24 protein-coding genes and 1 pseudogene are annotated in these 26638 nt (G+C 73.6%); 13 read left to right on the plus strand and 12 right to left on the minus strand.

Features of this window, described 5'->3' with window-relative positions; translation table 11 throughout:
- Positions 1-15 precede the first annotated feature (15 nt).
- Genes egtA through egtD form a run of 4 tightly spaced genes read left to right on the plus strand, consistent with a single transcriptional unit; the run spans position 16 to position 4392 of the window.
- A complete protein-coding gene (gene egtA / locus ACZ5D2_RS24370; RefSeq protein ID WP_468931936.1) occupies positions 16-1332 on the plus strand; it encodes an ergothioneine biosynthesis glutamate--cysteine ligase EgtA in 1317 nt (438 codons plus the stop codon).
- On the plus strand, positions 1329-2651 hold the full coding sequence (gene egtB, locus ACZ5D2_RS24375) for an ergothioneine biosynthesis protein EgtB (RefSeq protein ID WP_371675529.1): 1323 nt from the start codon (positions 1329-1331) through the stop codon (positions 2649-2651). The genes egtA and egtB overlap by 4 nt, the downstream gene beginning before the upstream one ends.
- Positions 2651-3409: an ergothioneine biosynthesis protein EgtC gene (gene egtC / locus ACZ5D2_RS24380; RefSeq protein ID WP_468931940.1), complete on the plus strand. Its 759-nt coding sequence runs from the start codon at positions 2651-2653 to the stop codon at positions 3407-3409. Before egtB ends, egtC begins: the two co-directional genes overlap by 1 nt.
- Before the next feature lie 11 nt (positions 3410-3420).
- A complete protein-coding gene (gene egtD / locus ACZ5D2_RS24385) occupies positions 3421-4392 on the plus strand; it encodes an L-histidine N(alpha)-methyltransferase (protein WP_371681093.1) in 972 nt (323 codons plus the stop codon).
- Positions 4393-4823: 431 nt separating this feature from the next.
- On the opposite strand, the pseudogene ACZ5D2_RS24390 reads toward egtD, so the two are convergent.
- The 3 genes and pseudogenes from ACZ5D2_RS24390 to ACZ5D2_RS24400 form a co-directional block, all read right to left on the minus strand.
- Positions 4824-5354 (minus strand): annotated as a pseudogene (locus ACZ5D2_RS24390) (lysophospholipid acyltransferase family protein); the annotation flags it as partial.
- Positions 5351-6154 (minus strand): GNAT family N-acetyltransferase, encoded by an 804-nt coding sequence (locus tag ACZ5D2_RS24395; RefSeq protein ID WP_468931943.1) that lies wholly within the window; start codon positions 6152-6154, stop codon positions 5351-5353. The gene ACZ5D2_RS24395 and the pseudogene ACZ5D2_RS24390, both read right to left, overlap by 4 nt.
- 156 nt (positions 6155-6310) lie before the next feature.
- Positions 6311-7576, minus strand: coding sequence for an extracellular solute-binding protein (locus tag ACZ5D2_RS24400; protein WP_468931983.1), 1266 nt, complete (start codon positions 7574-7576; stop codon positions 6311-6313).
- A gap of 173 nt (positions 7577-7749) precedes the next feature.
- On the opposite strand from ACZ5D2_RS24400, the gene ACZ5D2_RS24405 reads away from it, so the two are divergent.
- Positions 7750-7965, plus strand: coding sequence for a dodecin (locus ACZ5D2_RS24405; protein WP_030241592.1), 216 nt, complete (start codon positions 7750-7752; stop codon positions 7963-7965).
- Positions 7966-8190: 225 nt separating this feature from the next.
- Here the strand turns inward: ACZ5D2_RS24405 and ACZ5D2_RS24410 are convergent, their stop codons facing one another.
- On the minus strand, positions 8191-8685 hold the full coding sequence (locus ACZ5D2_RS24410; protein WP_266846921.1) for a phosphatase domain-containing protein: 495 nt from the start codon (positions 8683-8685) through the stop codon (positions 8191-8193).
- A 117-nt stretch (positions 8686-8802) separates the two neighbouring features.
- Between ACZ5D2_RS24410 and ACZ5D2_RS24415 the strand changes: the two genes are divergently transcribed.
- The gene (locus tag ACZ5D2_RS24415; RefSeq protein WP_371675532.1) at positions 8803-9795 is read left to right on the plus strand and encodes an LLM class flavin-dependent oxidoreductase; all 993 of its coding nucleotides are present in this window, start codon (positions 8803-8805) and stop codon (positions 9793-9795) included.
- A gap of 18 nt (positions 9796-9813) precedes the next feature.
- Complete coding sequence (locus ACZ5D2_RS24420) at positions 9814-12258, plus strand: excinuclease ABC subunit UvrA (RefSeq protein ID WP_468931946.1); 2445 nt, start codon at positions 9814-9816, stop codon at positions 12256-12258.
- Positions 12259-12268: 10 nt separating this feature from the next.
- Here ACZ5D2_RS24420 and ACZ5D2_RS24425 read toward each other — a convergent pair whose 3' ends face one another.
- From ACZ5D2_RS24425 to ACZ5D2_RS24440, 4 genes are all read right to left on the minus strand, one after another.
- Positions 12269-12922 (minus strand): hypothetical protein, encoded by a 654-nt coding sequence (locus tag ACZ5D2_RS24425; RefSeq protein WP_468931947.1) that lies wholly within the window; start codon positions 12920-12922, stop codon positions 12269-12271.
- A gap of 193 nt (positions 12923-13115) precedes the next feature.
- Complete coding sequence (locus ACZ5D2_RS24430; RefSeq protein ID WP_371675535.1) at positions 13116-13856, minus strand: succinate dehydrogenase/fumarate reductase iron-sulfur subunit; 741 nt, start codon at positions 13854-13856, stop codon at positions 13116-13118.
- The gene (locus ACZ5D2_RS24435; protein ID WP_266846940.1) at positions 13853-15766 is read right to left on the minus strand and encodes a fumarate reductase/succinate dehydrogenase flavoprotein subunit; all 1914 of its coding nucleotides are present in this window, start codon (positions 15764-15766) and stop codon (positions 13853-13855) included. The genes ACZ5D2_RS24430 and ACZ5D2_RS24435 overlap by 4 nt, the downstream gene beginning before the upstream one ends.
- 122 nt (positions 15767-15888) lie before the next feature.
- Positions 15889-16593, minus strand: coding sequence for a succinate dehydrogenase cytochrome b subunit (locus tag ACZ5D2_RS24440; RefSeq protein ID WP_468931949.1), 705 nt, complete (start codon positions 16591-16593; stop codon positions 15889-15891).
- 95 nt (positions 16594-16688) lie between these two features.
- On the opposite strand from ACZ5D2_RS24440, the gene ACZ5D2_RS24445 reads away from it, so the two are divergent.
- Both ACZ5D2_RS24445 and ACZ5D2_RS24450 read left to right on the plus strand, forming a co-directional pair.
- Positions 16689-17567, plus strand: a complete 879-nt coding sequence (locus tag ACZ5D2_RS24445; protein ID WP_468931951.1) for a LysR family transcriptional regulator — start codon at positions 16689-16691, stop codon at positions 17565-17567.
- A gap of 235 nt (positions 17568-17802) precedes the next feature.
- Positions 17803-18543, plus strand: a complete 741-nt coding sequence (locus ACZ5D2_RS24450) for a class I SAM-dependent methyltransferase (protein ID WP_371675537.1) — start codon at positions 17803-17805, stop codon at positions 18541-18543.
- Between the two features lie 141 nt (positions 18544-18684).
- On the opposite strand, the gene ACZ5D2_RS24455 is transcribed toward ACZ5D2_RS24450, so the two are convergent.
- Positions 18685-19335, minus strand: coding sequence for a TetR/AcrR family transcriptional regulator (locus tag ACZ5D2_RS24455; protein ID WP_371675538.1), 651 nt, complete (start codon positions 19333-19335; stop codon positions 18685-18687).
- 105 nt (positions 19336-19440) lie between these two features.
- On the opposite strand from ACZ5D2_RS24455, the gene ACZ5D2_RS24460 reads away from it, so the two are divergent.
- Positions 19441-20511 (plus strand): FAD-dependent monooxygenase, encoded by a 1071-nt coding sequence (locus ACZ5D2_RS24460; RefSeq protein ID WP_468931954.1) that lies wholly within the window; start codon positions 19441-19443, stop codon positions 20509-20511.
- Positions 20512-20663: 152 nt separating this feature from the next.
- Here ACZ5D2_RS24460 and ACZ5D2_RS24465 read toward each other — a convergent pair whose 3' ends face one another.
- The 3 genes from ACZ5D2_RS24465 to ACZ5D2_RS24475 all read right to left on the minus strand — a co-directional run bounded on the left by ACZ5D2_RS24465 (position 20664) and on the right by ACZ5D2_RS24475 (position 24339).
- The gene (locus tag ACZ5D2_RS24465; RefSeq protein WP_371681097.1) at positions 20664-22823 is read right to left on the minus strand and encodes a putative bifunctional diguanylate cyclase/phosphodiesterase; all 2160 of its coding nucleotides are present in this window, start codon (positions 22821-22823) and stop codon (positions 20664-20666) included.
- 140 nt (positions 22824-22963) lie between these two features.
- The gene (locus tag ACZ5D2_RS24470; RefSeq protein ID WP_371675540.1) at positions 22964-23794 is read right to left on the minus strand and encodes an SAM-dependent methyltransferase; all 831 of its coding nucleotides are present in this window, start codon (positions 23792-23794) and stop codon (positions 22964-22966) included.
- A gap of 392 nt (positions 23795-24186) precedes the next feature.
- Positions 24187-24339 carry a hypothetical protein gene (locus ACZ5D2_RS24475; RefSeq protein ID WP_468931956.1) on the minus strand — a complete coding sequence of 51 codons (153 nt, stop codon included), beginning with the start codon at positions 24337-24339 and terminating at the stop codon, positions 24187-24189.
- Positions 24340-24672: 333 nt separating this feature from the next.
- Between ACZ5D2_RS24475 and ACZ5D2_RS24480 the strand changes: the two genes are divergently transcribed.
- The 3 genes from ACZ5D2_RS24480 (at position 24673) to ACZ5D2_RS24490 (ending at position 26571) form a co-directional block, all read left to right on the plus strand.
- A complete protein-coding gene (locus ACZ5D2_RS24480; RefSeq protein ID WP_371675541.1) occupies positions 24673-24798 on the plus strand; it encodes a hypothetical protein in 126 nt (41 codons plus the stop codon).
- A gap of 67 nt (positions 24799-24865) precedes the next feature.
- On the plus strand, positions 24866-25636 hold the full coding sequence (locus ACZ5D2_RS24485; RefSeq protein ID WP_468931958.1) for a bestrophin-like domain: 771 nt from the start codon (positions 24866-24868) through the stop codon (positions 25634-25636).
- Between the two features lie 224 nt (positions 25637-25860).
- Positions 25861-26571: a hypothetical protein gene (locus tag ACZ5D2_RS24490; RefSeq protein ID WP_468931960.1), complete on the plus strand. Its 711-nt coding sequence runs from the start codon at positions 25861-25863 to the stop codon at positions 26569-26571.
- Positions 26572-26638: the final 67 nt, after the last annotated feature.

Genomic DNA, 26638 nt, shown 5'->3' on the forward strand with positions numbered 1-26638 from the left:
GGCGAGGTTCCGGTCATGACCGAGGACTCACCCGCTCCGCCAGCGCAGGACTTTGCCCACCCGCCGCTCACCGAGGCGGCCGCCGAGGACCTGGTCCACGGCATCTGTTTCAAGACCGGCCCGCCCCGGCTGGTCGGCGCCGAACTGGAATGGCTGGTGCTCGACGCCGAGCGGCCGTGGCTGCCGCTGCCGCCCGAGCGGCTGACCGCGGGCCACGAGGCGGCCCGCGCCCTGTCCCTGCGGTCCCGCCTCACCGTCGAGCCGGGAGGCCAGCTGGAGCTCAGCTCCGCCCCGGCCGCCTCCCTCACCGACTGCGTGGACGGCCTCCAGGCCGACCTGGCCGCCGTCCGCGCCGTCCTCGGCGACCGCGGCCTGGTGCTGCGGGGCCTCGGCCTCGATCCGCGCGGACCGCAGCGCCGCCTGCTGGCCAGCCCGCGCTACGAGGCCATGGAGGTCTACTTCGACCGGACCGGCCCCGCCGGCCGCGCCATGATGCGCTCCTCCACCTCCGTCCAGGTCTGCGTGGACGCGGGCCACGAGGAGCCCGGCCCGCTCGGGCACGGCCGGCGCTGGCGGCTCGCGCACCTGCTGGGCGCCGTCCTGGTGGCCGCCTTCGCCAACTCCCCGGCGCACGAAGGCCCGTACCGGGGCTGGAAGTGCGCGCGGCAGGGCGTCTGGAGCGACATCGACACGCGCCGCTCCCTCGCCCCACCGCTGGACGCCGAGCCCCGCGCCGCCTGGACGCGGCACGCGCTCGACACCGAGGTGATGTGCGTACGGGCGTACGGGGACGGGACCTGGGCCGTGCCGCGCGGGCTCACGTTCCGCGACTGGCTGCGCACCGGCGGCAGCCGCCACGGCCTGCGCCGGCCCACCGCCGAGGACCTGGAGTACCACCTCACCACCCTCTTCCCGCCGGTCCGGCCCCGCGGCCACCTGGAACTGCGGATGATCGACGCGCAGCCGGGCGAGGACGGCTGGCTGGTGCCCACGGCCGTCACCCACGCGCTCTTCGACGACCCGGAAGCCGCCGAGACCGCCTACCGGGCCGTGAAGGCCCTGGCCGACGCCTACGGCTGCGCGCGCGCCCCGCGCAACGCGCTGTGGCACACCGCCGCCCGGGCGGGACTGGCCGACCGGGACCTGCGCACGGCCGCCACGGCCTGCTTCGCGGCGGCCGGCGAGGCACTGCCGCGGCTCGGGGCGAGCACGCACGTACGGGACACGGTCGGCGCCTTCACCGAACGGTACGTACGGCGCGGCCGCTGCCCGGCCGACGACGCCGGGGAACACGAACTCCTGCACACCGCCGGGAAGGGACAGCGCCCGTGACCACCGAGACCCACGCCGAGACCGGTACCGGGCGGCTGCGCGAGCGGGCCGTCGCCGCCCTGACCGCGGCCCGCGCCCGGACGGCCGGGCTGACCGACGCCGTCGACGACCGGGACCTGACCGCGCAGCACTCCCCCCTGATGTCCCCGCTGGTCTGGGACCTGGCGCACATCGGGAACCAGGAGGAGCTCTGGCTGCTGCGCCACGTGGCCGGCCGCGCATCGATGCACCCCGAGATCGACCCGCTGTACGACGCCTTCGAGCACCCCCGCGCCGAGCGGCCGAAGCTGCCCCTGCTGGGCCCGGAGGCGGCCCGGTCGTACACGGCCGAGGTCCGCGGACGCGTCTTCGACCTGCTGGAGCACACCCCGCTGGAGGGAACGCCCCTGCTCGACGGGGGCTTCGTCTTCGGGATGATGGCCCAGCACGAACAGCAGCACGACGAAACGATGCTGATCACCCATCAGCTGCGGGCGGGCGCACCCGTACTGACCGCGCCCGACCCCGAGCCGCCGCTGGGCCCGCCCCCGGCCTCGGCCGAAGTCCTGGTACCAGGAGGCCCGTTCACCATGGGCACCTCCGCCGAGCCCTGGTCGCTGGACAACGAACGGCCCGCACACACCCGGGAGACCGCCCCCTTCTGGATCGACACCGCGCCGGTCACCTGCGGCGCGTTCCAGGCCTTCATGGCCGACGGCGGCTACGGGGAGCGCCGCTGGTGGGCCGCGGCCGGCTGGGACCAGATCCGCACGCACGGCATCGGGGCCCCGCTGTTCTGGCACCGCGAGGGCGGGCAGTGGCTGCGCCGCCGGTTCGGGGTGACCGAGCCGGTGCCCGAGGACGAGCCGGTGCTGCACGTCAGCTGGTACGAGGCGGACGCGTACGCCCGCTGGGCGGGCCGGCGGCTGCCCACCGAGGCGGAGTGGGAGAAGGCCGCCCGGTACGACCCTGCCACCGGCCGCTCCCGCCGCTACCCCTGGGGCGACGCCGACCCCACCCCCGCGCACGCCAACCTGGGCCAGCGCCACCTGCGCCCGTCCCGCGCGGGCGCCCATCCGGCCGGGGCCTCCCCGCTCGGGGTGCGCCAGCTGATCGGCGACGTGTGGGAGTGGACGGCGTCGGACTTCCTGCCGTACCCGGGGTTCCGCGCCTTCCCGTACCGCGAGTACTCGGAGGTGTTCTTCGGGCCGGAGCACAAGGTGCTGCGCGGCGGCTCCTTCGCGGTGGACCCGGTGGCCTGCCGGGGCACCTTCCGCAACTGGGACCTGCCCGTGCGGCGGCAGATCTTCTCCGGCTTCCGTACGGCGAGGGATGCCTGATGTGCCGTCACATAGCCTATCTGGGCCCGCCCATATCCCTGGGGCGGCTGCTCATCGAGCCCGAGCACGCGCTGGTCCGGCAGTCCTGGGAGCCGCGCCGGCAGCGGTTCGGCACCGTGAACGCGGACGGCTTCGGCGTGGGCTGGTACGCCGAGGGCGATCCCGTCCCGGCCCGCTACCGGCGGGACCAGCCGATCTGGGGCGACCCGGGGTTCCAGGACCTCGCCCGGGTGGTGCGCAGCGGGGCCTTCCTCGCCGCCGTGCGGGACGCCACCGTCGCCGGGTCCGACGGGGAAGCGGCCGCCGCCCCCTTCGCCTCGGGGCCCTGGCTGTTCAGCCACAACGGGAGACTGCGCGACTGGCCGGACTCGGTCGCCGAGACCGCCTCCGCGCTGTCGCCGCAGGAGCTGCTGCAGCTGGCCGCGCGCACCGATTCGGCGCTGGTGTGGGCGCTGGTGCTGCACCGGCTGCGGCAGGGCGACGACCTGGGCACGGCCCTGGCGGAGCCCGTCCGCGAGCTGGCCGACGCCGCGCCGGGCTCCCGGCTGAACCTGCTGGTGACCGACGGCGCGGCCATCGCCGCGACGGCCTGGGGGGACTCCCTCTGGTGCCTCTCCGATCCGCCGGCGGGGCGGGTGGTCGTGGCCTCCGAGCCGTACGACGACGATCCCCGCTGGTACGAAGTGCCCGACCGCACCCTGCTGAGCGCCACCCCCGCCCGGGTCACCCTGACCCCCCTCAAGGAGACCAGCCCGTGAACGACTTCCAGATGACCCGGACCCTCGACGAGCACGCCGCCGAGGCCGCGCTGCGCACCGATGTGCTGAGCGGACTGACCCGCTTCCCCAAGGAGCTGCCGCCGAAGTGGTTCTACGACGCCCGGGGCAGCGAGCTCTTCGAGGAGATCACCCGGCTGCCCGAGTACTACCCGACGCGTGCCGAGCGGGAGATCCTGCTGGAGCGGGCCCAGGAGATCGCCTCCGTGTCCGGGGCGCGCACCCTGGTGGAGCTGGGTTCGGGTTCCTCGGAGAAGACCCGGCACCTGATCGAGGCGATGCCCGCGCTGGAGACGTACGTGCCGGTGGACGTGAGCGAGAGCGCGCTGACGGGCGCGGCCGAGTCGCTGCTGGCGGAGCATCCGCGGCTGCGGGTGCACGCGCTGCTGGCGGACTTCACCCGGCCGCTGCGGCTGCCGGAGTCGGCCGGGCCCCGGCTGGTGGTGTTCCTGGGCGGCACCATCGGGAACCTGCTGCCGCCCGAGCGGGCGGTGTTCCTGGCGTCCGTACGGGCCATGCTCTCGCCCGGCGACGCCCTGCTGATGGGCACGGACCTGGTCAAGGACGAGGCCGTGCTGGTGGCGGCGTACGACGACGCCCGGGGGGTGACGGCGGAGTTCAACAAGAACGTGCTCGCGGTGATCGACCGGGAGCTGGGGGCGGACTTCCACACCGCCGACTTCGCCCACGTGGCGGTGTGGAACCGGGAGCACGAGTGGATCGAGATGCGGCTGAGGGCCCGGGAGGCGGTGACGGTGAAGGTCCGGGCGCTGGACCTGGTGGTGCCGTTTGAGGCGGGTGAGGAGATCCTGACGGAGATCTCCGCGAAGTTCCGTCAGGAGGGGCTGCGAAAGGAACTGGCAGAGGCCGGACTGGAGTTGACCCAGTGGTGGACGGACTCGGCGGGACGTTTCGCACTGTCCCTGTCCGTGGCGGACGGGGTGGTCGCCGGCCCGGCCGGCTGATGCGGCACGGGTGAGGGGCGCTGCTGTGCGGGTACGCCCACCAGCAGGTCCCGCCCGTCCCGCGGCCGCGGCTCCCGCTCGCGGCCCGGCTCCCGCGCCCGGCCGCCTTCCCCGCCGCCTTCCCCGCCGCCTTCCCGGTCGCCCTCCCACCCGCGGCCGCGGTCCGGCTCGGCTGCGTCGAGTACGGCCAGCCGGGCCGCCGCGGCGAGTTCCCGCCGGTCCGGGTGACGGTCCGGCGGGATCCGCGGGAGCAGCCACACCTCGGCGCGCACCCCGCGGGCGCGGGCGATCCGCCACAGGGAGGCGGTCAGCGGGTCCTCCCCGACGAAGGCGGGCGCCCCGGCGACCTCCCCGTCCGCCAGTCGGTAGCGCAGCCGCACCGGCTGTACGGGAACCCGCGCGTCGAGCGCCGCCTGGAAGGCGGCCCGCCGGAAGGGCCCCTGGGCACGCCCGCACCAGGTGGAGCCCTCGGGGAAGACGGTGACCCGGTCCCCGGCCAGCAGGGCCCGGGTGACGGTCGCGACGGTTTCGGGCAGGGCCCGGATCCGGTCGCGTTCGATGAACAGGGTCCCCGCCCGGGCGGCGAGGGCGCCGAGCACCGGCCAGGCCCCGATCTCGCTCTTGGCCAGCATCCGGGACGGCAGGACGGCCGTGACCAGCGGGATGTCCAGCCAGGAGATGTGGTTGGCGACGATCAGGCGGCCCCCTTCCCCGCCGGGGGCGCCGTGCACGGTGATCCGTATCCCCAGGGCCCGCAGGAGCGCGGCCGACCAGACCCTGATCAGGGCGCGGCGGGGGCGGACGGGGAGCATCCGCACCGGTGCCGCGGACGGGACGGCGAGCAGGAACAGGGCGAGGGCGGTGGCGAGCCGGAGCACCGCCCTCGGGATCCCCGCGGCCCGTCCCGGGTGGTCCGCGCAGGCCTGCGGGGTGCAGGGCGCCGTGGGCAGCCAGACGCTCATGCGCCCGGGGCGAGCGAGAGGAAGTGGTTCAGGTAGCGCGGGTTGGTCCGGCGCAGGGAGAGCAGTACGTACAGGTCCGCGCAGCCGAACCCGGCGTCGAGGGCGGGCTCGCCGCAGACCCAGGCGCCCAGGCGCAGGTAGCCGCGCAGCAGCGGCGGGAGCTCCATGCGTCCGGGAACGGTGACTCCCTCGGGGCTCCAGGGGAGGTGGGGGGTGACCCGGTACTCCTGCGGGGCGAGGTTGCGGGCCAGGACGGTCTCACGGGTGGCGGCGGCCAGCACGCCTCCGTCGGCCAGCGGGATGGAGCAGCAGCCGGCGAGCCAGTTGTGGCCGGAGCGCTCCATGTAGCGGGCGAGCCCGGCCCAGATCAGGGCGATGACGGCGCCGTTGCGGTGGTCGGGGTGGACGCAGGAGCGGCCGACCTCGACGAGGTCGGGGCGGATCGGGGCGAGGGCGGAGAGGTCGAACTCGCCCTCGGAGTAGAGGCGGCCGGCGACGGCGGCGCGTTCGGGCGGGAGCAGCCGGTAGGTGCCGACGACCTGCCCGCTCTCCTCGTCGAGGACGAGGAGGTGGTCGCAGAAGGCGTCGAAGGAGTCGGAGTCCAGGCCCGGCTCGGGGCCGTCGAGGCGGGCGCCGAGCTCACCGGCGAAGACCTGGTGGCGCAGGCGCTGGGCGGCGCGCACCTCGTCCTCGTCGCGGGCGAGGCGGACCGCGTACCGGGGTCCGGCCGGGGCGGGCTGCGCGAGGGGGGACGGTGCGGGCGGGGCGAGGGGGGACGGGGACAGGGGTGCGATGGTCATGGCTGCTCCTGATCCGGGCACGTGGAGCCGGGCCGCAGGTGGGCGGGCCCGGCTCCTTTACTTCTTCCGTGACCGGCTGGATTCGACATGACCGCTCAGCGGCACTTGGATGTGCGGACGCTGAACTCAGCGGACCGGGGTTCCGGCGTACGGGTGTCAGCGGTCGGAGCTGAGGACCCTGCTGACGGTGTCCGAGGCCGTCTTGGCCGCCGCCGCGGCGTCCTGGCCGTTCAGGACGGCCGTCATGTACGCCTTGATGGGGTTCTTGGCCTCCACCTCGGCCCAGCGCGCGGACTTGGGGGTGGCCCGGCCCTGGGCGGCGCCGGGGGCCATGGCGGCGGCTCCGTCGTTGCCGGCGACGACGTGCGCGAGGGTGGTCTTGTTGGGGACGTAGCTCATCGTGCGGGCGAGTTCGGTCTGCCACTTCTCGCTGACCAGCGCCGTGATCAGGTCGACGGCGTGGGCGCGCTGCCCCGTCTTCTCCGGGATGATCAGGTCGGAGCCGCCGGTGAAGACGGCCCCGGGCTTCTCGGGGGTCTTGCCGGGTATGGGGAAGAAGCCGAGCTTGCCCTTGAGGGCGGGGTTGGCGGCCTCGATCTGGGCGGCCTGGCCGGGCGGGGCGATGATCTGGGCGACCTGGCCTCGGGCGAAGACCTCGGACTGCGGGGGCGTCTCCTCGTCGGCGCCCCTGGGTCCGTCGCCGAGGCCCTGGAGCTGCTTGTAGAAGTCCATTCCGGCGAGGGCGTTCCCGTCGTCGAGGGTGCCGACCCACTGGCCGCTGGTCTCCACGGCGAGGTCGCCGCCCTCGTCCCAGATGAACCCGGCGAGGACGTACCAGTTCTGGCCGGGCAGGTAGATGCCCTGCTGGTCACCCTTGTCGAGCTTCTGGGTGTCGGCGATCCACTCCTGGCGGCTCTTGGGCGGGGTCTTGATCCCGGCGCCCGCGAACAGGTCCTTGTTGTAGATGACCACCCGGTTGGCGGCGTACCACGGGACTCCGTACTGGGCGCCGTTGATGCTTCCGGGGTCGGAGAGGCCCTTGAGCCAGTCCTTGCTGCCCCATTCGCGCAGGCCCTCCAGGGTGAGCTCGGAGAGGCCGCCGGTCTCCACGTACTGGGCGACCTGGGTGTTGCCGACCTCGATGACGTCGGCGCTCTCCCCGCCCTTGCCGGCCAGGACGGCGTTGACCTTGTCGCCGATGCCCTTCCACTCCTGGATCTTCACGTCGAGGTCGATGCCGGGGTGCTGCTTCTCGAAGTCGGCGGTGAACTTCGCGATGAAGTCGTCGGAGGCGCTGCCCTTCATCAGCCAGAGGGTCACCTTCTCGGAGCCGCCGCCCGAGCCGGCCGACTGGCCGCCGCAGCCGGTCAGTGCGGCGGCCGCCGCGAGGGCCGTACACACGGCGAGGAAGCGCGTCTTCACGAGGGTCACGGGGGTCACCTTCTGGGGATGGATCTCAGATGGCTTGAAATTGGCATAGACCAATGGGTGGGTCAACCCCCTTTCACCCGGGACTGTTCACGCAAAGTTCGCGGACCCGGCCGTACTGGGGCACCGTGGAACAAGGCAACAGCGACGACTGGCGGGAGAGCACCGTGTCCAACCACACCTACCGGGTGACCGAGATCGTCGGCACCTCCCACGAGGGCATCGATCAGGCCATCCGGAACGGTCTGGCCCGCGCGGGCCAGACCCTCCGGAACCTGGACTGGTTCGAGGTCACACAGATGCGCGGGCACATCGAGAACGGGCAGATCGCGCACTACCAGGTAGGGCTGAAGGTGGGCTTCCGCCTCGACGGCGAGGACTGACGGGCGCGGGAGCCCGGATCGACGGCGACGGCTGCGAGCACGACGAGGCCGCCGCGGGCGCGGGCGACGGGGGCGCGGGCGACGCGGTGGTTCCACCCGGGCAGGTCTGCGCGGGCAGGGCGGAGACGGGTGGGGCGGAGACGGGTGGGGCGGAGACGGGTGGGGCGCGGGTGAGTGGGGCGGAGGCGGCCGCCGCGGCGTGTGGCGGCCGTCGGCCGCCGGCGCTCAGGTGCGGCCCTCGCCCTCCTGGGCATCCTTGAGCTCCGGTGCCTCCGCCGCCCAGTCCGCGAGGACCACCCGGAAGCCGGCCGCGCGGGCGGCCTGGCAGACGAGTTCGTCGTCGTCGACGAGCATGCGCACCTCTCGGCCCCGGGCGAGCCGCTGGAGCACCTCCAGCTTGGTCTGCCGGGCCGGCCGCCGGTCCTGGTTGCCGCGCATCCAGATCCGGCCCCCGGGCAGGCCGTGCCGGACCAGCCAGTCCTCGGTGTCGGCCCGGCACCGCTCCGGCCGGCCGGTCAGGTACACGACCTCGCAGTCGGCCGCGCTCTCCACCGCGAGCGCGATGCCTCGCGCCAGCGGGGGATCGGCCGGGGCCGCGCCGAAGAACCCCTCCCAGTCACGCGGCCGGCCTTCCAGGAAGTGCTGGCGGTGGCCGGTGTCCGCCAGGGTGTTGTCGATGTCGAACACGGCCAGCGGGCGGCGGGATGCAGTCTCGGTCATGACGGCAGCGTAGGCGCCGCCTCCGACAGCGGGAACCGAGCGGGCGGGACCGGCCCCGGAGGGGCTCCGGCCGTCCCGGGCCGGGAATCACCACCGGCGCCACGCGTTGAGACCGGTGTGATCACAAGAATCTCGATCCTGGACCGCTCCCGCACCCGCGAAGGGCACCCCGCCCCCGAGGCACTGCGCGACACCGTGGAACTGGCCCGCGCGGCGGAGGAGCTCGGCTACCACCGCTTCTGGGTGTCCGAGCACCACAGCGTGCCCGGGGTCGCGGGCTCCGCCCCCACCGTCCTGGCCGCCGCCGTGGCCGCCGCGACCCGGCGGATCCGGGTCGGCACCGGCGGGGTCATGCTGCCCAACCACCAGCCCCTGGTGGTCGCCGAACAGTTCGGGGTCCTGGAGGCGCTGTTCCCCGGCCGGATCGACATGGGCCTGGGCCGTTCGGTCGGCTTCACGGGCGGCATCCGCCGCGCCCTGGGCCGGGACACCGGGGACGCCGACCGCTTCGAGGAACAGCTGACCGAACTGCTCGGCTGGATCGACGGCACCCAGCGGGCCCACCCCGAGGTGCACGCCCGCCCCGCCGAGGGGCTGCGCGTACCGGCGTACGTACTGGCCACCGGCGAGGGCGCGGGGATCGCGGCCCGCGCCGGACTGCCGCTGGTGGTGGGCGACCTGCGGGCCCGCGCCCGGGTCACGGAGGCGGTCGAGCGCTACCGGGCGGAGTTCCGGCCCTCCGCCCGGCGCTCCACCCCGTACGTCGTGGTGTCGGGGACCGTCGCGGTCGCCGCCACCGAGGAGGAGGCGCGGCGCATCCTGGTCCCGGAGGCCTGGTCGCTGGCCCGCTCCCGCACCCGCGGCGCCTTCCCGCCCCTGCGCCCGGCCGCCGCGATCGAGGCGACGGAGATGACCCCCAAGGAACGGGAGCTGTACGAGGGCGCCCTCGCCGGGCACGTCGCCGGCACCGAGGAGCAGGTCGCGGCGGAACTCGCCCGGATCGCGGAGAGCACCGGGGCGGACGAGCTGCTCGTCACCACCTCCACGTACGACCGCACGGCCCTGCTGGACGGCTTCACCAGGCTGGCCCGGATCGCCGGGCTGTCGTAGGGCCCTAAACTGGGGCGAATGCGCCACTCCCCCGATGCCCCCGGCCCCGATGCCCCCGGTCCCGCCGCCCCCGGTCCCGGTTCCGGTTCCGGCCGCGACGCCGTCGACCCCTGCGTACGGGTGCGGGGTGCCCGGGAGCACAACCTGCGCGGGGTCGACGTGGACATCCCCCGCGACACCCTGACCGTCTTCACCGGGGTCTCCGGCTCCGGGAAGAGCTCCCTCGCCTTCGGCACCCTCTACGCCGAGGCGCAGCGCCGGTACTTCGAGTCCGTGGCCCCCTACGCCCGGCGCCTCATCCACCAGATCGGCGCCCCGAAGGTGGACGCGGTGACGGGGCTGCCGCCCGCCGTCTCCCTGGAGCAACGCCGCTCCTCCCCGGGCTCGCGCTCCTCGGTGGGCACGGTGACCCTCCTCTCCAACTCCCTGCGGATGCTGTACTCCCGGGCCGGTACGTACCCCCCGGGCGCGCCGCGCCTGGACTCGGACGCCTTCTCCCCCAACACCGCCTCCGGGGCCTGCCCTTCCTGTCACGGGCTCGGGCGGATCCACCGCACCAGCCAGGAGCTCCTCGTACCGGACCCGTCGCTGTCGATCCGTCAGGGAGCCGTCGCGGCCTGGCCGGGCGCCTGGCAGGGCAAGAACCTGCGCGACGTCCTGAAGGCGCTCGGCCACGACGTGGACCGGCCCTGGCGGGAGCTGCCGGCGGCGGAGCGCGAGTGGATCCTGTTCACCGAGGAGCAGCCGGTGGTCACCGTGCACCCGGTGCGGGACGCCGACCGGATCCAGCGCCCCTACCAGGGCACCTACATGAGCGCCCACCGGTACGTGATGCGGACCTTCTCGGACACCAAGAGCGCGACCCTGCGGGCTCGGGCCGAGAAGTTCCTGACCGACGCGCCGTGCCCGGTGTGCGAGGGCCGCAGGCTGCGGCCGGAGGCCCTGGCGGTGACCTTCGCGGGCCGCACGATCGCGGAGCTCGCGGGGCTCGCGCTGAGCGAGCTGGACGGCGTACTGGCGTCGGCGCGGAACGGGGGCGAGGCGGCCCGGGTGCTGGCCGAGGACCTGCGCGGGCGGATCGCGCCCGTCGTGGAACTCGGGCTGGGCTACCTGAGCCTGGACCGGACCGCGCCGACCCTGTCCGCGGGCGAGCTCCAGCGGCTGCGGCTGGCCACGCAGCTGCGGTCGGGGCTGTTCGGGGTGGTGTACGTCCTCGACGAGCCGTCGGCGGGGCTGCACCCGGCCGACACCGAGGCGCTGCTCGGCGTACTGGACCGGCTCAAGTCGGCCGGGAACACCGTCTTCGTGGTGGAGCACCACCTGGACGTGGTGCGGAACGCGGACTGGCTGGTGGACGTCGGACCGCTGGCCGGGGAACACGGGGGCCGGGTGCTGTACAGCGGACCGCCGGAGGGGCTCGCGGGGGTGGCGGAGTCGGCGACGGCGCGCCACCTCTTCCCGCGGCCGGAGGGGGCGGCGCACGCCCGGCCGGTCCGTACGGCCACCGGGACGGTCCGGGTCACCGGAGCCGACCGGCACAACCTGCGCGATCTGACGGTGGAGTTCCCGCTCGGGGTGTTCACGGCGGTGACGGGGGTGTCGGGTTCGGGCAAGTCCACGCTGGTGGGGCAGGTGCTCGCGCGGGAGGTCGACGGGCGGCTGGCGGAGGCGGACTTCCCGGTGCGGCGGCTGGTGGAGGTGGACCAGAAGCCGATCGGGCGGACGCCCCGCTCGAACCTGGCCACGTACACGGGGCTGTTCGACGTGGTGCGCAGGCTGTTCACCGCGCTGCCGGAGTCGAAGGCGCGCGGCTGGAAGGCGGGCCGGTTCTCCTTCAACGTGCCGGGCGGACGCTGCGAGACCTGCCAGGGCGAGGGCTTCGTCTCCGTCGAGCTGCTCTTCCTGCCCAGTACGTACGCCCCCTGCCCGGTCTGCGCGGGCGCCCGCTACAACGCCGAGACGCTGGAGGTCCGGTACGCCGGGCTGGACATCGCGCAGGTCCTGGGGCTGACCGTGGAGGCGGCGGCCATCTTCTTCGCGGACGTCCCGGCGGCGGCGCGCAGCCTGCGGGCGCTGGTGGACATCGGCCTGGGCTACCTGCGGCTGGGGCAGCCGGCGACGGAGCTCTCGGGCGGCGAGGCGCAGCGGATCAAGCTGGCGACGGAGCTGCAGCGGCTGCGCCGCGACCACACCCTGTACCTGCTGGACGAGCCGACGACGGGTCTGCACCCGGCCGATGTGCGGGTGCTGCTGGGGCAGTTGCACGGGCTGGTGGACGCCGGGCACTCGGTGGTGGTCGTGGAGCACGACATGGAGGTGGTGGCGGGCGCGGACTGGGTCGTCGACCTGGGTCCGGGCGGCGGCGCGGAGGGCGGCCGGGTCACGGCCTGCGGCCCGCCCGCGGAGGTGGCCGCCCGGGGCGAGGGCCGTACGGCCCGCTACCTGGCCCGCGCGCTGTCGTAGGCCGGGTGCCCTACGCGTCTCCGGGCAGCAGGTGCTGCGGGAGTTCGCGGAAGGCCCACTGGCCGCGGGTGCGGGTGAGGACCCAGACGAGGTCGTAGCGGTCGGGCCAGGCCGCGGGGAGGCCGCGGACCCGGTCCGCGCCGAGGGCGTGGAGCAGCCGGGGGATGCCGCTGTGCTCCCAGCAGACGAGGACGGGCATCCGGGCGGCCAGCACCTCGCGGGCCAGGTCCGCTTCGGCGCCGAGGGCGAATCCACCGCGTACGGGCATCCGCAGGGCGGCGGCCAGGGGCTCCAGGGTCTGCCTGCTCCGGGCGGGGGCGCTCGCCGGCCCGCCGGTCGCGAAGAGCACGGCGGGCCGGGGCAGCAGGGCGCCGGCGGTCGGCGCGAACAGCAGGTGCAGCTCTTCGGCGCGGCGCACGCCCCGGCCGGCGAGGTAGCCGGGGTGCTCGACGCCGTCGTCGTCCTCGCCGGTGTCCCCGGCGTAGGGCTTCTCCGCGTGCCGCATCACCATGACGAGGGCGTCCTTGGGGGGCGGCTGGGGGCCGGGCGCCCCGCTGCGCGAGGTGTCCTCGGCGGAGCATCCGGCCGCCGCCAGGGGGGCGAGGGCAGCGGCGGCCAGCACGCTGCGTCGGCGCGGTCCGGACCCGGCGGGGGCTTGTGGCATGCGGTCCACTGAACCGCACGCCCCGGGCGCGCCCGGGGCGCGGCGCGGCGCGGGGCCCGTACGAGCGCCCGGTCGGCCGATCGGATCAGCCGATCGGATCAGCCGATCGGATCTGCCGATCGGCCCACCGCCCGAACGGACGATGGGCCCACCGGTACCGGCCGCGGGGCCCACTGGCGCCGGCCGCCGGGCCTCAGCTCTTGCGGACCGCGCGGAGCCATTCCTTGTTCATCGCGGCGATCGACGGCAGCGGGATGCCCTTGGGGCAGGCCGTGGCGCATTCGCCGGTCAGGGTGCAGCCTCCGAAGCCCTCGTCGTCCATCCGGGCCACCATGTCCAGCACCCGCGTCTCGCGCTCGGGGGAACCCTGCGGGAGCACGTTGAGGTGGTTGATCTTGGCGGAGGTGAACAGCATCGCGGAGCCGTTGGGGCAGGCCGCCACGCAGGCACCGCAGCCGATGCACTCGGCGTGCTCGAAGGCGGAGTCGGCGTCGGGCTTGGGCACGGCGGTGGCGTGTGCCTCGGGGGCGGATCCGGTCGGCGCCGTGATGTAGCCGCCGGCCTGGATGATCCGGTCGAAGGCGCTGCGGTCCACGACCAGGTCCTTGACCACGGGGAAGGCCGAGGCCCGCCACGGTTCGACGTCGATGGTGTCCCCGTCGGCGAAGGAGCGCATGTGCAGCTGGCAGGTGGTGGTGCGCTCGGGTCCGTGGGCGTCGCCGTTGATGACGAGGCTGCACGCTCCGCAGATGCCCTCGCGGCAGTCGTGGTCGAAGGCGACCGGGTCCTCGCCGCGCAGGATGAGGTCCTCGTTGAGGGTGTCGAGCATCTCCAGGAAGGACATGTCCTTCGAGATGCCGTCGACCTCGTAGGAGGCCATGGCGCCGGGGGCGTCGGTGTTGCGCTGGCGCCAGACGCGCAGGGTGAGCTTCATGCGTAGCTCCGCTGGGTGGGGTGGACGTACTCGAAGACGAGGTCTTCCTTGTGCAGGACGGGTGCGGCCGCGGTGCCGCGGTACTCCCAGGCGGCGGCGTAGCCGAACTCCTCGTCGCGGCGGGCCGCTTCGCCGTCCGGGGTCTGGGACTCCTCGCGGAAGTGGCCGCCGCAGGACTCGGCGCGGTGGAGGGCGTCGAGGCACATCAGCTCGGCGAGTTCGAGGTAGTCGACGATGCGGTTGGCCTTCTCCAGCGACTGGTTGAACTCCTCGCCGCTGCCGGGGACCTTGATGCGTCGCCAGAACTCCTCGCGGATCTCCGGAATGCGGTTCAGTGCCTTGCGCAGACCCTCCTCGGTGCGGGCCATCCCGCAGTACTCCCACATGAGTTCGCCGATCTCGCGGTGGAAGGAGTCGGGCGTGCGGTCCCCGTCGACGGCGAGCAGCTTGGCGAGGCAGTCGCGAGTCTCGCGGACGGCGGCCGCGGCCTCGGGGTGGCTGTCGTCGACCTCCTCGTGGTGCGGGTGGCGGGCGAGGTAGTCGTTGATGGTCGAGGGGAGCACGAAGTAGCCGTCGCCGAGGCCCTGCATGAGGGCGGAGGCGCCGAGGCGGTTGGCCCCGTGGTCGGAGAAGTTGGCCTCGCCGATCGCGAACAGGCCGGGGACGGTGGTCTGGAGGTCGTAGTCGACCCACAGTCCGCCCATCGTGTAGTGCACGGCGGGGTAGATCCGCATCGGGACCTCGTACGGGTTCTCGGCGGTGATCCGCTCGTACATGTCGAAGAGGTTGCCGTACTTCTCGGCGACCTTGTCGCGGCCCATGCGGCGGATGGCGTCGGCGAAGTCGAGGTAGACGCCCTGCCCGCCGGGGCCGACGCCGCGGCCCTCGTCGCAGACGTTCTTCGCGGCGCGGGAGGCGATGTCGCGGGGCACGAGGTTGCCGAAGGAGGGGTAGATCCGCTCCAGGTAGTAGTCGCGCTCCGCTTCGGGGATCTCGGCGGCGGGGCGGGTGTCGCCCTTGGCCCTGGGAACCCAGATGCGGCCGTCGTTGCGCAGGGACTCGCTCATCAGGGTGAGCTTGGACTGGTGGTCGCCGGTGCGCGGGATGCAGGTGGGGTGGATCTGGGTGAAGCACGGATTGGCGAAGTACGCCCCGCGCCGGTGCGCCCGCCAGACGGCGGTCGCGTTGGAGTTCATGGCGTTGGTGGAGAGGTAGAAGACGTTGCCGTACCCGCCGCTGGCCAGCACCACGGCGTCGGCGTAGTGGGTGGAGATCCTTCCGGTGACCAGGTCGCGGACGACGATGCCGCGGGCGACTCCGTCGACGGTGATCAGGTCGAGCATCTCGGTGCGGGCGTGCATCTCGACGTTCCCGGCGGCGATCTGCCGCGACAGCGCCTGGTAGGCGCCGAGCAGCAGCTGCTGACCGGTCTGGCCGCGGGCGTAGAAGGTGCGGGAGACCTGGACGCCGCCGAAGGAGCGGGTGTCGAGGAGGCCGCCGTACTCGCGGGCGAAGGGAACGCCCTGGGCCACGCACTGGTCGATGATCTCGACGGAGATCTGGGCGAGGCGGTGGACGTTGGACTCGCGGGCGCGGAAGTCCCCGCCCTTGACGGTGTCGTAGAAGAGGCGGTGGACGGAGTCCCCGTCGTTGCGGTAGTTCTTCGCGGCGTTGATGCCGCCCTGCGCGGCGATCGAGTGCGCGCGGCGCGGGGAGTCCGAGAAGCAGAACTGGACGACGTGGTAGCCCTGCTCCGCGAGGGTGGCGCCGGCCGCGCCGCCCGCCAGGCCGGTGCCGACGACGATGACGCGGTGCTTGCGGCGGTTGGCGGGGTTGACGAGCTTGGCCTCGAAGCGGCGGCGGTCCCAGCGCTCTGCGATCGGGCCCTCGGGGGCCTTGGTGTCGGCGATCGGGTCGCCGGTCGTGTATTCGGCGTAGGCAGTGTGGGCGGCGTGATCACAGTGGTCCGTGTGATCGGTGTGATCGAAGTGATCGGTGTGGTCGGTGTGGTCGGTGTGGTCGGTGTTCACGGTCAGCTCACCATTCCGGTCATGACGGCGACGGGGACGGACACGAAGCCCGCGAAGAGGACGAGGGCCAGGGCGTTGGCCAGGAACTTCAGCGTCCGCTCGCGCCGGGCGCCGCCCGCGCCGAGGGTCTGGGCGGCGCTCCAGAAGCCGTGGCGGACGTGGAGGCCGAGGGCCGCCATCGCCACGATGTAGATGGTGTTCCCGTACCAGGTCGAGAAGGTGGCGAGGACGTTCTCGTAGGGGTGGCCGGCCCAGGCGCGCTCGTTGACGGTGAGGGTGGTGAGGTCGAGGAGGTGCCAGACGATGAACAGGGCGAGGATGAACCCGCCCCAGCGCATGGTGCGGGTGGCGTAGCTCGCGCGCCGGCGCTTGTGTGCGTACTTCACCGGGCGCGCCTTGATGTCACGCCGGCTGAGCTGGTAGGCGCACACGGCGTGGGCGACGACGGCGGCGACCAGGACCACGCGCACGATCCACAGGGCCCACTCGTGGTGCAGGAACGGGGAGCCGAGGGTGCGCAGCCAGTGGGCGTAGCCGTTGAACTCGTCCGCCCCGAAGAAGATCTTGAGGTTGCCGAGCATGTGCACGACGAGATAGCCGAGCATGATCAGGCCGGATACCGCCATCACGGACTTCTTGCCGACGGTGGAGTCCCAGATGGTGCGCGTGGTGGACGGCCGTCGATCCGTCCGCGTTGCCAGAGCCATGCCATCGACCGTAAGGACCAAGGTCCCGAAAGGTCCAAGACATGGTGGAGCTGATCGCGATAGGCAGTACCTATCGTAGGCGCTAGCCTGGCGGTATGCAGTTCCAGCAGCTCGTCTATTTCGTGGCCGTCGCCGAGACCCGGCACTTCACCCGCGCCGCCGAGCGTGAGCACGTGGCGCAGCCGTCGCTGTCGCAGCAGATCAAGGCGCTCGAACGGGAGCTGGGCGCCGAACTGTTCAGCCGCGCCCGGGGGAACATCACGCTCACCGACGCGGGCGAGGCGCTGCTGCCGCTGGCGCGGCGGATCCTGGCCGACGCCGACACGGCGCGGCTGGAGGTGCAGGAGCTGGCGCAGCTCCGGCGCGGCCGGGTGCGGCTGGGCGCGACGCCGAGCGTGTGCACGGGCCTGCTGCCGGCGGTGCTGCGGGCCTTCCACACGGCGCACCCGGGGATCGAGCTGCTGATCGAGGAGAGCGGTTCGCTGGACCTCGTGCGGGAACTGGCGCGGGGGGTGCTGGACCTGGCCCTGATCGCGCTGCCGCTGCCGCCCTCGGCGCCCGCGCTGACGACGGTGGAGCTGCTGACGGAGGACCTGGTGGTGGTCTCGTCGGCCGACCTCCAGCCGCCGGCGGGCGGGCGGGAACCGGCCATCGCGGACCTGCGCGACGAGCCGATGGTGATGTTCCGCCACGGCTACGACCTGCGGGACCTGACGGTGGCGGCCTGCCGGGCGGCGGGCTTCGAGCCGGTGTTCACGGTGGAGGGCGGCGAGATGGACGCGGTACTGGGCTTCGTGCGGGCGGGTCTGGGCATCGCGGTGGTTCCGGCCATGGTCGTCGACACCGCCGGCCCGGGCCTGCGCGCCACCCGGCTCGCCGGCTCGCCGCTGCGCCGCACGATCGCGCTGGCCCACCGTACCGACGTGGCACCCCCGCGCGCGGCGCGCGAACTGAAGCGCATGCTCGTCGGCTGAGCGGCCCGCGCCGGGCGCGTCCCGCACCTTCCCCGACCCCAGACCTTCCGCGCGGCGGCGCCGTCACCACGCCGGTGCGTCGCCCCCCTCGCGCCGTGAGCGGCACGATCCCCCCGGGGGACCCCGAGGGCTCGTCCGGCGGATCACGGGCCGAACCAGGGCCGGACCGGGGCGACGGCCGGCCGGTGCCCTCATCGTGTTGACCGCCCCCGGCAGGCAGTGCTGGAGTCGACGCGTGGACAGCATCCCCGCCAACCGGCGGCTCTGGAACCGGATCAGCAGCTCCTACCAGCACAGGCACGACCCGCGAATCGGCGCCACACCCCGGCTGTGGGGCATGTACTCCATCCCCGACGCGCACCTGCGCGCCCTGGGCGACGTCACCGGCAAGCGCGTCCTCGAACTCGGCTGCGGCGCCGGCCAGTGGTCCAGGGCGCTCGCCGCCGAGGGCGCCACCGTGGTCGGGCTCGACCTGTCCGAAGCCCAACTCGCGGCAGCGGCCGACGCGATGGGAGCGGCCCCCTACCCGCTGGTGCAAGGTGCCGCCGAACAACTCCCCTTCGCCGCCGACAGCTTCGACCTGGTGTTCTGCGACTTCGGTGGGCTCAGCTGGGCGCCCCCGCACCTGGCCGTCCCGCAGGCCGCACGCGTCTTGCGCCGAGGCGGGCGCCTGGTGTTCAACGTCGCCAGCCCATGGTTCGAAGCCTGCTACGACGAGGCCGCCGGCCGCGTGACCACGACGCTGCAGCAGGACTACTTCGGGCTGAACACCATCGCCGAAGGCGACGGCGCGACCAGCTATCAGCTCACCTACGGCGGCTGGGTCAAGGTCCTGCGCGGCGCGGGTCTCATCATCGACGACCTCATCGAGCCGCGGCCCGAACCCGGAACACGCAACGGCTACAACGAAACCGACCCCCCGGAGTGGGCACACCGCTGGCCGGCGGAACTGCTCTGGGTAACCCGCAAACCGTAAGTCCCGCCGCGCCGAGACGTGGAGGCCTCCCCCCGCCGGGCAGGCCTGGTGCCGTGTTCCTTCAAGGCAGTAGGTGAGGCACCCCTCTCCTGCCGGCCGCCGGCCGTCCTGTCCCCGCGCTCCATGGGCCGCCGCACAGCGTCAGTTCGGACGTCTGGGCGGGAGCAGCGCCCGGTCGAAGCCGTCGGCCAGCATGCCGAAGGCTTGGTTCGCCTCGGCCACGGCCGCCGGTTGGATCGCGTCGACGGTGGCGCCCGCCGCGAGGCGGCGCCAGTTCTCCCGGCCCAGCTCGTGGCGGACCGCCACCAGGTGCGTGGCGGCGAGCCGGGCGGCGAGCGGCGGCACCGACTCCGCCTCCAGGGCGGCGGCGAGCAGCTCCACCTCGCGGGCCGTGTAATGGGCGATCCGGGCCTCAAGGCTCGTGGTGGAGTAGAGCAGCCCCTGGAAGGCGAGCACGTCCGGGTGGTCGCAGAGTCCGGTGATCGGGTCGCGCCCGGCGAGGGCCGCCAGGAAGTGCGCGTGCACCGCCCCGACCGGAGTGAGGCCCGCGTCCCGGTCGCGCACGATGCGGGCCACCTCGTCCTGATGGTCGGCGAAGCGGTCGAGCACCAGGTCCTCCTTGCTCGGGAAGTACCGGAACAGGGTGGGTTTGGACACCTCGGCCGCGGCGGCGACATCGGCCACGGACACGGCGTCGAAGCCCCGCTCCAGGAAGAGTTCCAGCGCCGTGGCCGCCAGCAGGCGACGCGTACGCAGCTTTTTGCTCTCGCGCAAACCCGTCGTGTTGTCCATGCGTCCACCGTACCACAGAATCGTGACCGAGTTAATTTCGTGACCGGGTTGCATTTTCTTCCCCGAGGCGCTTCCCTTGTGTCATCGACGACGGAAGGACATCCGATGACAGACGTACTGGTCGTGGGCTCCGGCCCTACGGGACTGACCCTGGCCTGTGAACTCGCCCTGAGTGGAGCCGCCGTCCGCGTCATCGAGGGACGCGGCGCAGCGCACCGCGAGTCCCGCGGCAAGGGGCTCTGGCCGAGCAGCATGGACGTCCTCCGAGGGCTGGGCGCCGCCGAGCCCTTGACGGCCATCGGAAACAGCGAGGTGGTCCTGCGCAAATACTTCGACGGAGCACATGTCAACGACACCCCCATGCCCGGCAGCGGCCTGCTGATAGGGCAGTGGCAGATCGAAGAGGCACTGCGCGACCGCCTCGCCGACCTGGGCGTGCGGGTCGAGTACGGGGCCCGGCTCGCCGGGATCACCCAGGACGCGGCGGGGGTCCGCGCGGAGCTGGAGGACGGCGCCACGATCGGAGCCGGCTATCTCGCCGGGTGCGACGGCGGGCGCAGCACCACGCGCAAACTCCTCGGCATCCCCTTCGAAGGCAGCGGGGAGGAGGAGCCCGCGATGGTCATCGGGGACGTCCGTGCCCCCGGGCTCAGCCGGGACTTCTGGCACCAGTGGTTCACCTCGGAAGGCGGCGGGATCCTGCTCTGCCCGATGCCGGGGACGGATACCTTCCAGTTGCAGGCCGCGCCCGAGCAGGACGGGCGGGGCGGACTGCTGCCGGCGTCGCTGGAGAGCTTCCAGCGGCTCTTCGACCGGCATGCCCGGATGCCGGGGATCCGGCTCGCGGATGCCACGTGGCTCTCCTCCTGGCGGGTCAACGTCCGCATGGCCACCCGGATGCGGGAGGGCCGGGCCTTCCTCGCCGGGGACGCCGCGCACGTCCACCCCATAGCCGGCGGGCTGGGCATGAACACCGGCATCCAGGACGCGGCCGCCCTGGGCCGGACGCTGGCCGCAGCCCTCGCCGGGCAGGCCGGTGAGGAGGTGCTCGACGCGTACGGGGCGGAGCGGTTGCCGGTGGCCGCCGAGGTCCTGGCCGACACCTCGCGGCGGTACGAGCGGGTCTTGGCTGCCGTCCGGACGCCCGGCCGGGGCACGGAGGCCGGCCTGGACTGACCGGCCCGGACCGACCGGCCCGGACTTACGGGACCGGCCGCCACGGCGACGCCGGGCTCCGGGGGCTGGCTCCCGGGGCTCGGCTCCCCGAGGGCCGGCTCCGAGGTCCGGCTCCCCGAGGGCCGGCTCTCCCGCCGTGGGCCCTGTGGGCGTCAGGAGGGTGTGGGCACGGCGTCCGAGAGGGAGAGGGCGTGGATGCGGTCCGGGGCTCCGGGGCGGGCGTAGTACCAGCCCTGGGCGGTGTCGCAGCCGAGGGCGCGGAGCTGGGCCGCCTGGGCACCGGTCTCCACTCCCTCGACCGTCACAGCGAGTTCGAGGCTGTGGGCCAGGGCTACGATGCCCTCCACGATCTTGACGTCGACGGGGTTGGCCGGCTGCTGCTGCATCCCCTGGGTGAAGGATCGGTCCAGCTTCAGGACGCTGACCGGGAGGCGGCGCAGGTTGGCCAGGTTCGAGTAGCCGGTGCCGAAATCGTCGAGGGCGATGTCCACGCCGAGGGCGGCGAGTCGGCGCAGCGGCTCCAGGAGTTCGTCATCGGCTCCGATCAGCGCCGATTCGGTGACCTCCAGGCACAGGGAGCCCGGGGCCAGGCCGGAGCTCTCCAGCACGCGCACGGTGTCGGCGACCAGGCCCGGGTGGTGGAGCTGGGTCGGCGAGAGGTTGACGTTGACGCGCAGGGTCGCCCCGCCGTGCTGGCGCTGCCAGTTGCGGGCCTGGCGGACCGATTCCTCCAGGACCCAGCGGCCGAGCGGCACGATCAGTCCGGTCCGCTCCGCGAGCGGGATGAAGCGGTCCGGGCCGAGGACCCCGTACTGCGGGTGCGACCAGCGCACCAGCGCTTCGGCGCCGTGCACGCTGCCGTCGTGCATGTGCACCAGCGGCTGGTACTCGATGAAGAACTCGCCGCGTTCCAGCGCGGCCGGCAGGGCGTTGGTCAGTCCGTGCCGGGTGATGGCGCGGGCGTCGGCCTCCGCGTCGGCGAACTCGAAGCGGTTGCCCCCGGCCGCCTTGGCCCGGTACATGGTGATGTCGGCGCTGCGCAGCACTTCCGCCGCGGTGCGTTCGCCCGCCCGGCCCTCCACGATGCCGATGCTGCCGCGCACCGTGAGCTCCCGGCCCTCCAGCCGGATGGGGGTGGACAGTGCGGAGAGGATCCGGACCGCCAGGTCCGTCACCTTCTCCTCGCTGTCGGCGGCGGGCCCGGTGGTCAGGGCGACGAACTCGTCGCCGCCCAGGCGCGCGACCACCTCGCCCGGTCCGGTCGCGCAGCTCTGGAGCCGGTCGGCCACCTCCACCAGCAGCCGGTCGCCCGCGGAGTGGCCGAGGCTGTCGTTGACCGCCTTGAACCCGTCGAGATCGAGGTAGCACAGGCCGAAGCGGGTGGTGGGCGCTCCGCCGAGGGCCTTCTCCAGCCGCTCGAAGAACAGCGTGCGGTTGGGCAGCCCGGTGAGCGCGTCGTGGGTGGCCTCGTAGCGCAGGCGCAGGTTGAGCAGGCGGCGTTCGGTGGTGTCCTCCATCAGGGCCAGCTGGTACTGGGGGACGCCGTCGGCGTCGCGCAGCAGCGACACCGTCAGGTTGGTCCACAGGACGGTCCCGTCGTGCCGGTAGTAGGGCTTCTCCACCCGGTAGTGCTCGCGCTCCCCGCGCACCAGTTCCCCGTACATCCGCCAGACGTGCGGGGTGTCGTCGGGGTGCCCCCATTCACTGACGTTGCGGCCCCGGACGTGGCCTTCGAGGCCGCCGAACATCTGGAGCAGGGTGTCGTTGACCTCCAGCACGTTGCCCTGCAGGTCGGCGATGCCGATCCCGACGGCCGCGCCCTCGAAGACCGCCCGGAAGCGTTCCTCGCTGGCGTGCAGGGCCTGCTGTGCGTCGATGCGGGCCGTCAGGGCGGAGCGGGCGATGGCCTCCTGCTCCCGCAGCGTCCGTTCGCGCAGGGCCCGGGCGAAACCGGCAGCGATGCCGTGCTGGAGCCGCGCGCAGCGGGAACGGTACTCCTCGGTCCCCTCGGTCCCGGAACCGTCCGGCCCGCAGTAGAGGACCAGGTAGGACTCGACCACGCCCAGGGTGCCGGCGAGCGCCTCGGGGTCGGTGCAGTGCACGGCGACCAGTTCGGCGCCGACGCGCTGGGCGACACCGGCGTCGAAGGGCCGGGCGTGGAGGGCCTCGGTGAGGGTCCGGGTCAGGGGTACGAGGTGCCGTTCGAACTCGGGCCGGGTCAGCGAGGTGGCCGTGACGGGGAAGATGGCCCGTCCCCAGATCGTCGCGAAACGCCCGATCCGGTCCTCAAGGCCGCTGCGCAGCTCGCGCAGCGGCGCCCGGCCCGAGTGCGGGCCGGGCGTTTCGAGGGGTGCCTGCGGGTCCTGCGGGTCCTGCGGGGACGTCGCCCGGCCGATGTCCGCCGCGCGGGACGGACTCGGGGTGGCGGGTGGCGGGGTCGGAGCGGGGAGTCTCACGCCTTGCGTCCCACGCCGCCGTAGCCCGAGAAGGCGTACGGGTCCTCCGGAGCCTCGCCCTCCGCGAGCGGACCGGTGCGGTCCGGACGCCAGTCGGGCATCGACACCAGGCCCGGCTCCAGCAGTTCGAAGCCGTCGAAGAAGCCGCTGATGGCGTCGTGGTTCCGCATGACCAGCGGGTTGCGGATGTCGCGGTAGACGCCGACCGTGCCGGACGCGACCTCCTCGGCGAGCGGAATGCCCTCGTAGGAGGCGTGGGTGAGGATCAGCAGGCTGCCGGGGGCCAGCGCTTCGCGCAGCTGCGCGACGGCGGCGTAGGGCTCGTCGGTGTCCTCCAGGAAGTGCAGGACGGCGACCAGCAGCAGCGCGACGGGCCGGTCGAGGTCCAGCAGCCGTTCGGTTTCGGGGGCGGACAGGATGTCCTGCGGCTTGCGCAGGTCGGCGGCGACGACGCCGGAGCGCTCGTCACCGGCCAGGACGGCCTGGCTGTGCGCCACGGCCACCGGGTCGTGGTCGACGTAGACCACGTGGGCCTCGGGGCTCGCGGCGTGGGCGACCTCGTGGACGTTGCCGAAGGTCGGGATGCCGGAGCCGATGTCGAGGAACTGCGTGATGCCCTCGGCGACCGCGTGGCGGACGGCGCGGCGCATGAATGCCCGGTTGGCCTGCATGATCTTGGGGAGCCCCGGCATGAATTCCATGGCCCGGCGGGCCGCCTGGCGGTCGACCTCGAAATTGTGGGAGCCGCCCAGGTAGTAATCGTAGATGCGGGACACGCTCGGCACCGATATGTCGATGCCTGGCGGGGCCCAGGCGGGGCGTTCCATCGGGGTCTCCAAGCCGTCGTCGTGCCGGTCCGTCCGGGGGGTGGGACGGGGGTCGGACTCCTGTCCGAGCCGAATGTACTGATCATTTGCCAACGGAGCGAGTGAAAGCGGAAATTGGCGGTCCGTTCTTGGTCACACACCAAAGGCACGTGCAGGTCCGGACAGCCGTGGTGAAGAAACCGACAAATACCTTTTGAGATTTGACCGGAGGGCGATCGGAGGCGCTCCGGAGCTGGCTCAAACCTCTACGGTGCCAACTCCGCCCGTTCAGGCGAACCGGTTCCGTGCCCCGCGCGCGCGGGCGCGCGCGGCCGCATGCTCCCCGGGTGAACAGAGCCTGTGCCAGGCGCTTGCTGGCGGTTCCGGTCCTGCTGTGGGCGGCGCTGTCCGCCTCACCGGCCGTGGCCGATAGCTGCGCTTACGCGACGATCGACGCCGGGGACGGCCGGACCGTCCTGGAGGCGTTCGCTGCCGCCGGCGGCGGCGCGGACGGCGCCGGCCGGGGTGGCGGACATCACCACGGCGGAGGGCACGGCGGAGGGCACGGCGGCGGCCACCACTGCCCGCCGCCGCCTCCCCCGCCCTGCCCGCCGAAGCCGACCCCCACCCCGACGCCCACGCCCACGCCGCCACCGCCGAAGCCGACCCCGACGCCCACCCCGACGCCGCCTCCCCCGCCACCACCGAAGCCGAAGCCCGCCCCGCCACCGCCCGCGCCGCCCCGGCCGGCCCCCGTACCCGTTCCCGCACCGCCCCCGCCACCGCCGCCGCCGCCGCCCCGGGTGTACCGGGCTCCCGCACCGGCCCCGCCGGCCCCGCCGGCCCCCCGGCCGACGCCCACCCCCACCGCGACGCCGTCGCCCGCGCCGAAGAAGCACGTGGCCCGCCCCGCGTACCGGTCCACCGTCCGCAAGCCGGCCGAGCACCACATCTCGCCGGTGACCTTCACCCTCATGACCGCGGCCCCCGCCGTGCTCGCGATCGTCGCGCTGCGCCCGCGCTAGGCCGTCCCCCTCCGGACCGCGCACGAACGCACAGCGCGATCCGCCGATTCACCGAACGGGAGTCATCTTGTCGGAATGGCTCGTCCTGTCCCTCGCGATGGCAGCGGCATGCGCCGTGGTCCTGGCCATCGTCTTCTTCCAGCACCGCAGGATCGGCGAGGACGACGATCCCAACGAGACCCCGGACGTCATCGAGTACATGACGATGATGATCGGGGTGATCTACGCGATCGTGCTGGGCCTGGCGATCGCGGGCGTCTGGGAGGGCCGCGGGGCCGCCCAGGAGTACGTGCGCCAGGAGGCCCAGGCCCTGCACGAGATCAGCGTCCGCGCCCAGGTCTACCCGGAGCCGGTGCGCAAGAAGATCCGCGCCGACGTCGACGCGTACGTGACGTACGTGGTCGACACCGAATGGCAGCGGATGGCCGACGACGGCACCCTCACCGACCGGAGCGGCGAACTGCTCGAACGCGTGCGCCGGGACGTGACGGACTACGAACCGCAGACCGACCACGAGGGACAGGCGTACCAGCCCCTGGTGGACCAGGTGGGGGCGGTCGACGACGCCCGCAACGCACGCGGCCAGAGTGCCGGGGCCACCATGCCGGGAGTGGTCTGGTTCGGACTGATCGCCGGGGCCCTGGTGACGGTCGGACTGATCTTCACCCTCCAGATCCGCCGTTCCTTCCGCGAGTTGCTGCTGGCGGGCCTGTTCAGCGCGCTGATCGCCTTCCTGCTCTTCCTGATCTGGGACTTCGACGCCCCCTTCGGCCGGGGGATCGCCGCCACCGCCGAACCCTTCTTCGCACAGTTCCCGCACCTGGGGCTGAAGAACTAGGCGCACCCGCCGGGCCGGCCCGGCGCGGGCCCACCGCGGCCACCCGCCGGGCCGAACCGGGGGCGGCACTCCCGTCCCCGGTTCGGCCTACGGCCGTGCCCCATTCGCCCGTTCCTGATCGCGGGTCACCGGGCCCGCACCTAGCGTGGCGGACATCGAGGTGCACGACCCCCCACGTGCGGAAACGCTGCGCGACTGCTCCTCGGGGAATCCGGAGGACCGCCATGGGCGCGATACGCAGCTCCGCCATCGCCCTGCTGAGCGCCGGCGCCACAGGGGCCGTACTCGCGCTCTGCGCATCCGGCGCGCCCGCCGCCCTCGCGGCCGAGGCGGCGCCCGTCACCTCCTTCGGCTTCGCCATCACCCCGTCGACGGTCGCACCCGGCGGGCAGGCGGTGCTCTCCGTCAGCGGCTGCGGTGCCGCGTACGCCACCGCCTCCTCCGGGGTCTTCGACACCGTGAGCATCGCGCGGGGGCAGACCGCCCGGATCACGGTGGACCGTGATGCCAGGCGCGGAGCCCTGTACTCCGTCTCCTTCACCTGCAACGGGGAGACCGGCTCCGCGGACCTCGTCATCGCCGGGGGCACGTCGAAGCCCACCACCAGCTCCACCAGCGGCCCGCGGCCCAGCCCGAGTACGCGCACCACCACCGCCCCGGCGCCCACGCCCTCGCGCCCCGCGGCCGCCGTCGCCCCGCGCGTCACCGTCGCCCCGCGCGTCACCGTCGTTCCCCCGGCCCCTCGCACCACGAAGGCCACCGCCCCGCGCGGTGTCACCACCACCGCCGCCTCGCTCGGAGTGCGCGGCGGGCTCGGCGGCAGCGTGGCCGGCTCGGATCCCCTGGAACTCGGCGCGGGAGCCGTGCTGTTCCTCGCCGCCGCGGGCGGGGTGGCGTACGCCCTGCGCCGACGCGGCACCGCGCGCCACCACTGACCCTCCCGAAGGGCCCGGCAGCCCCGGCGACCGCCGGCCGCCTCGGGTCCTGAGCGGGACCCGGGGC

This window comes from Streptomyces sp. NPDC031479, assembly GCF_055581065.1.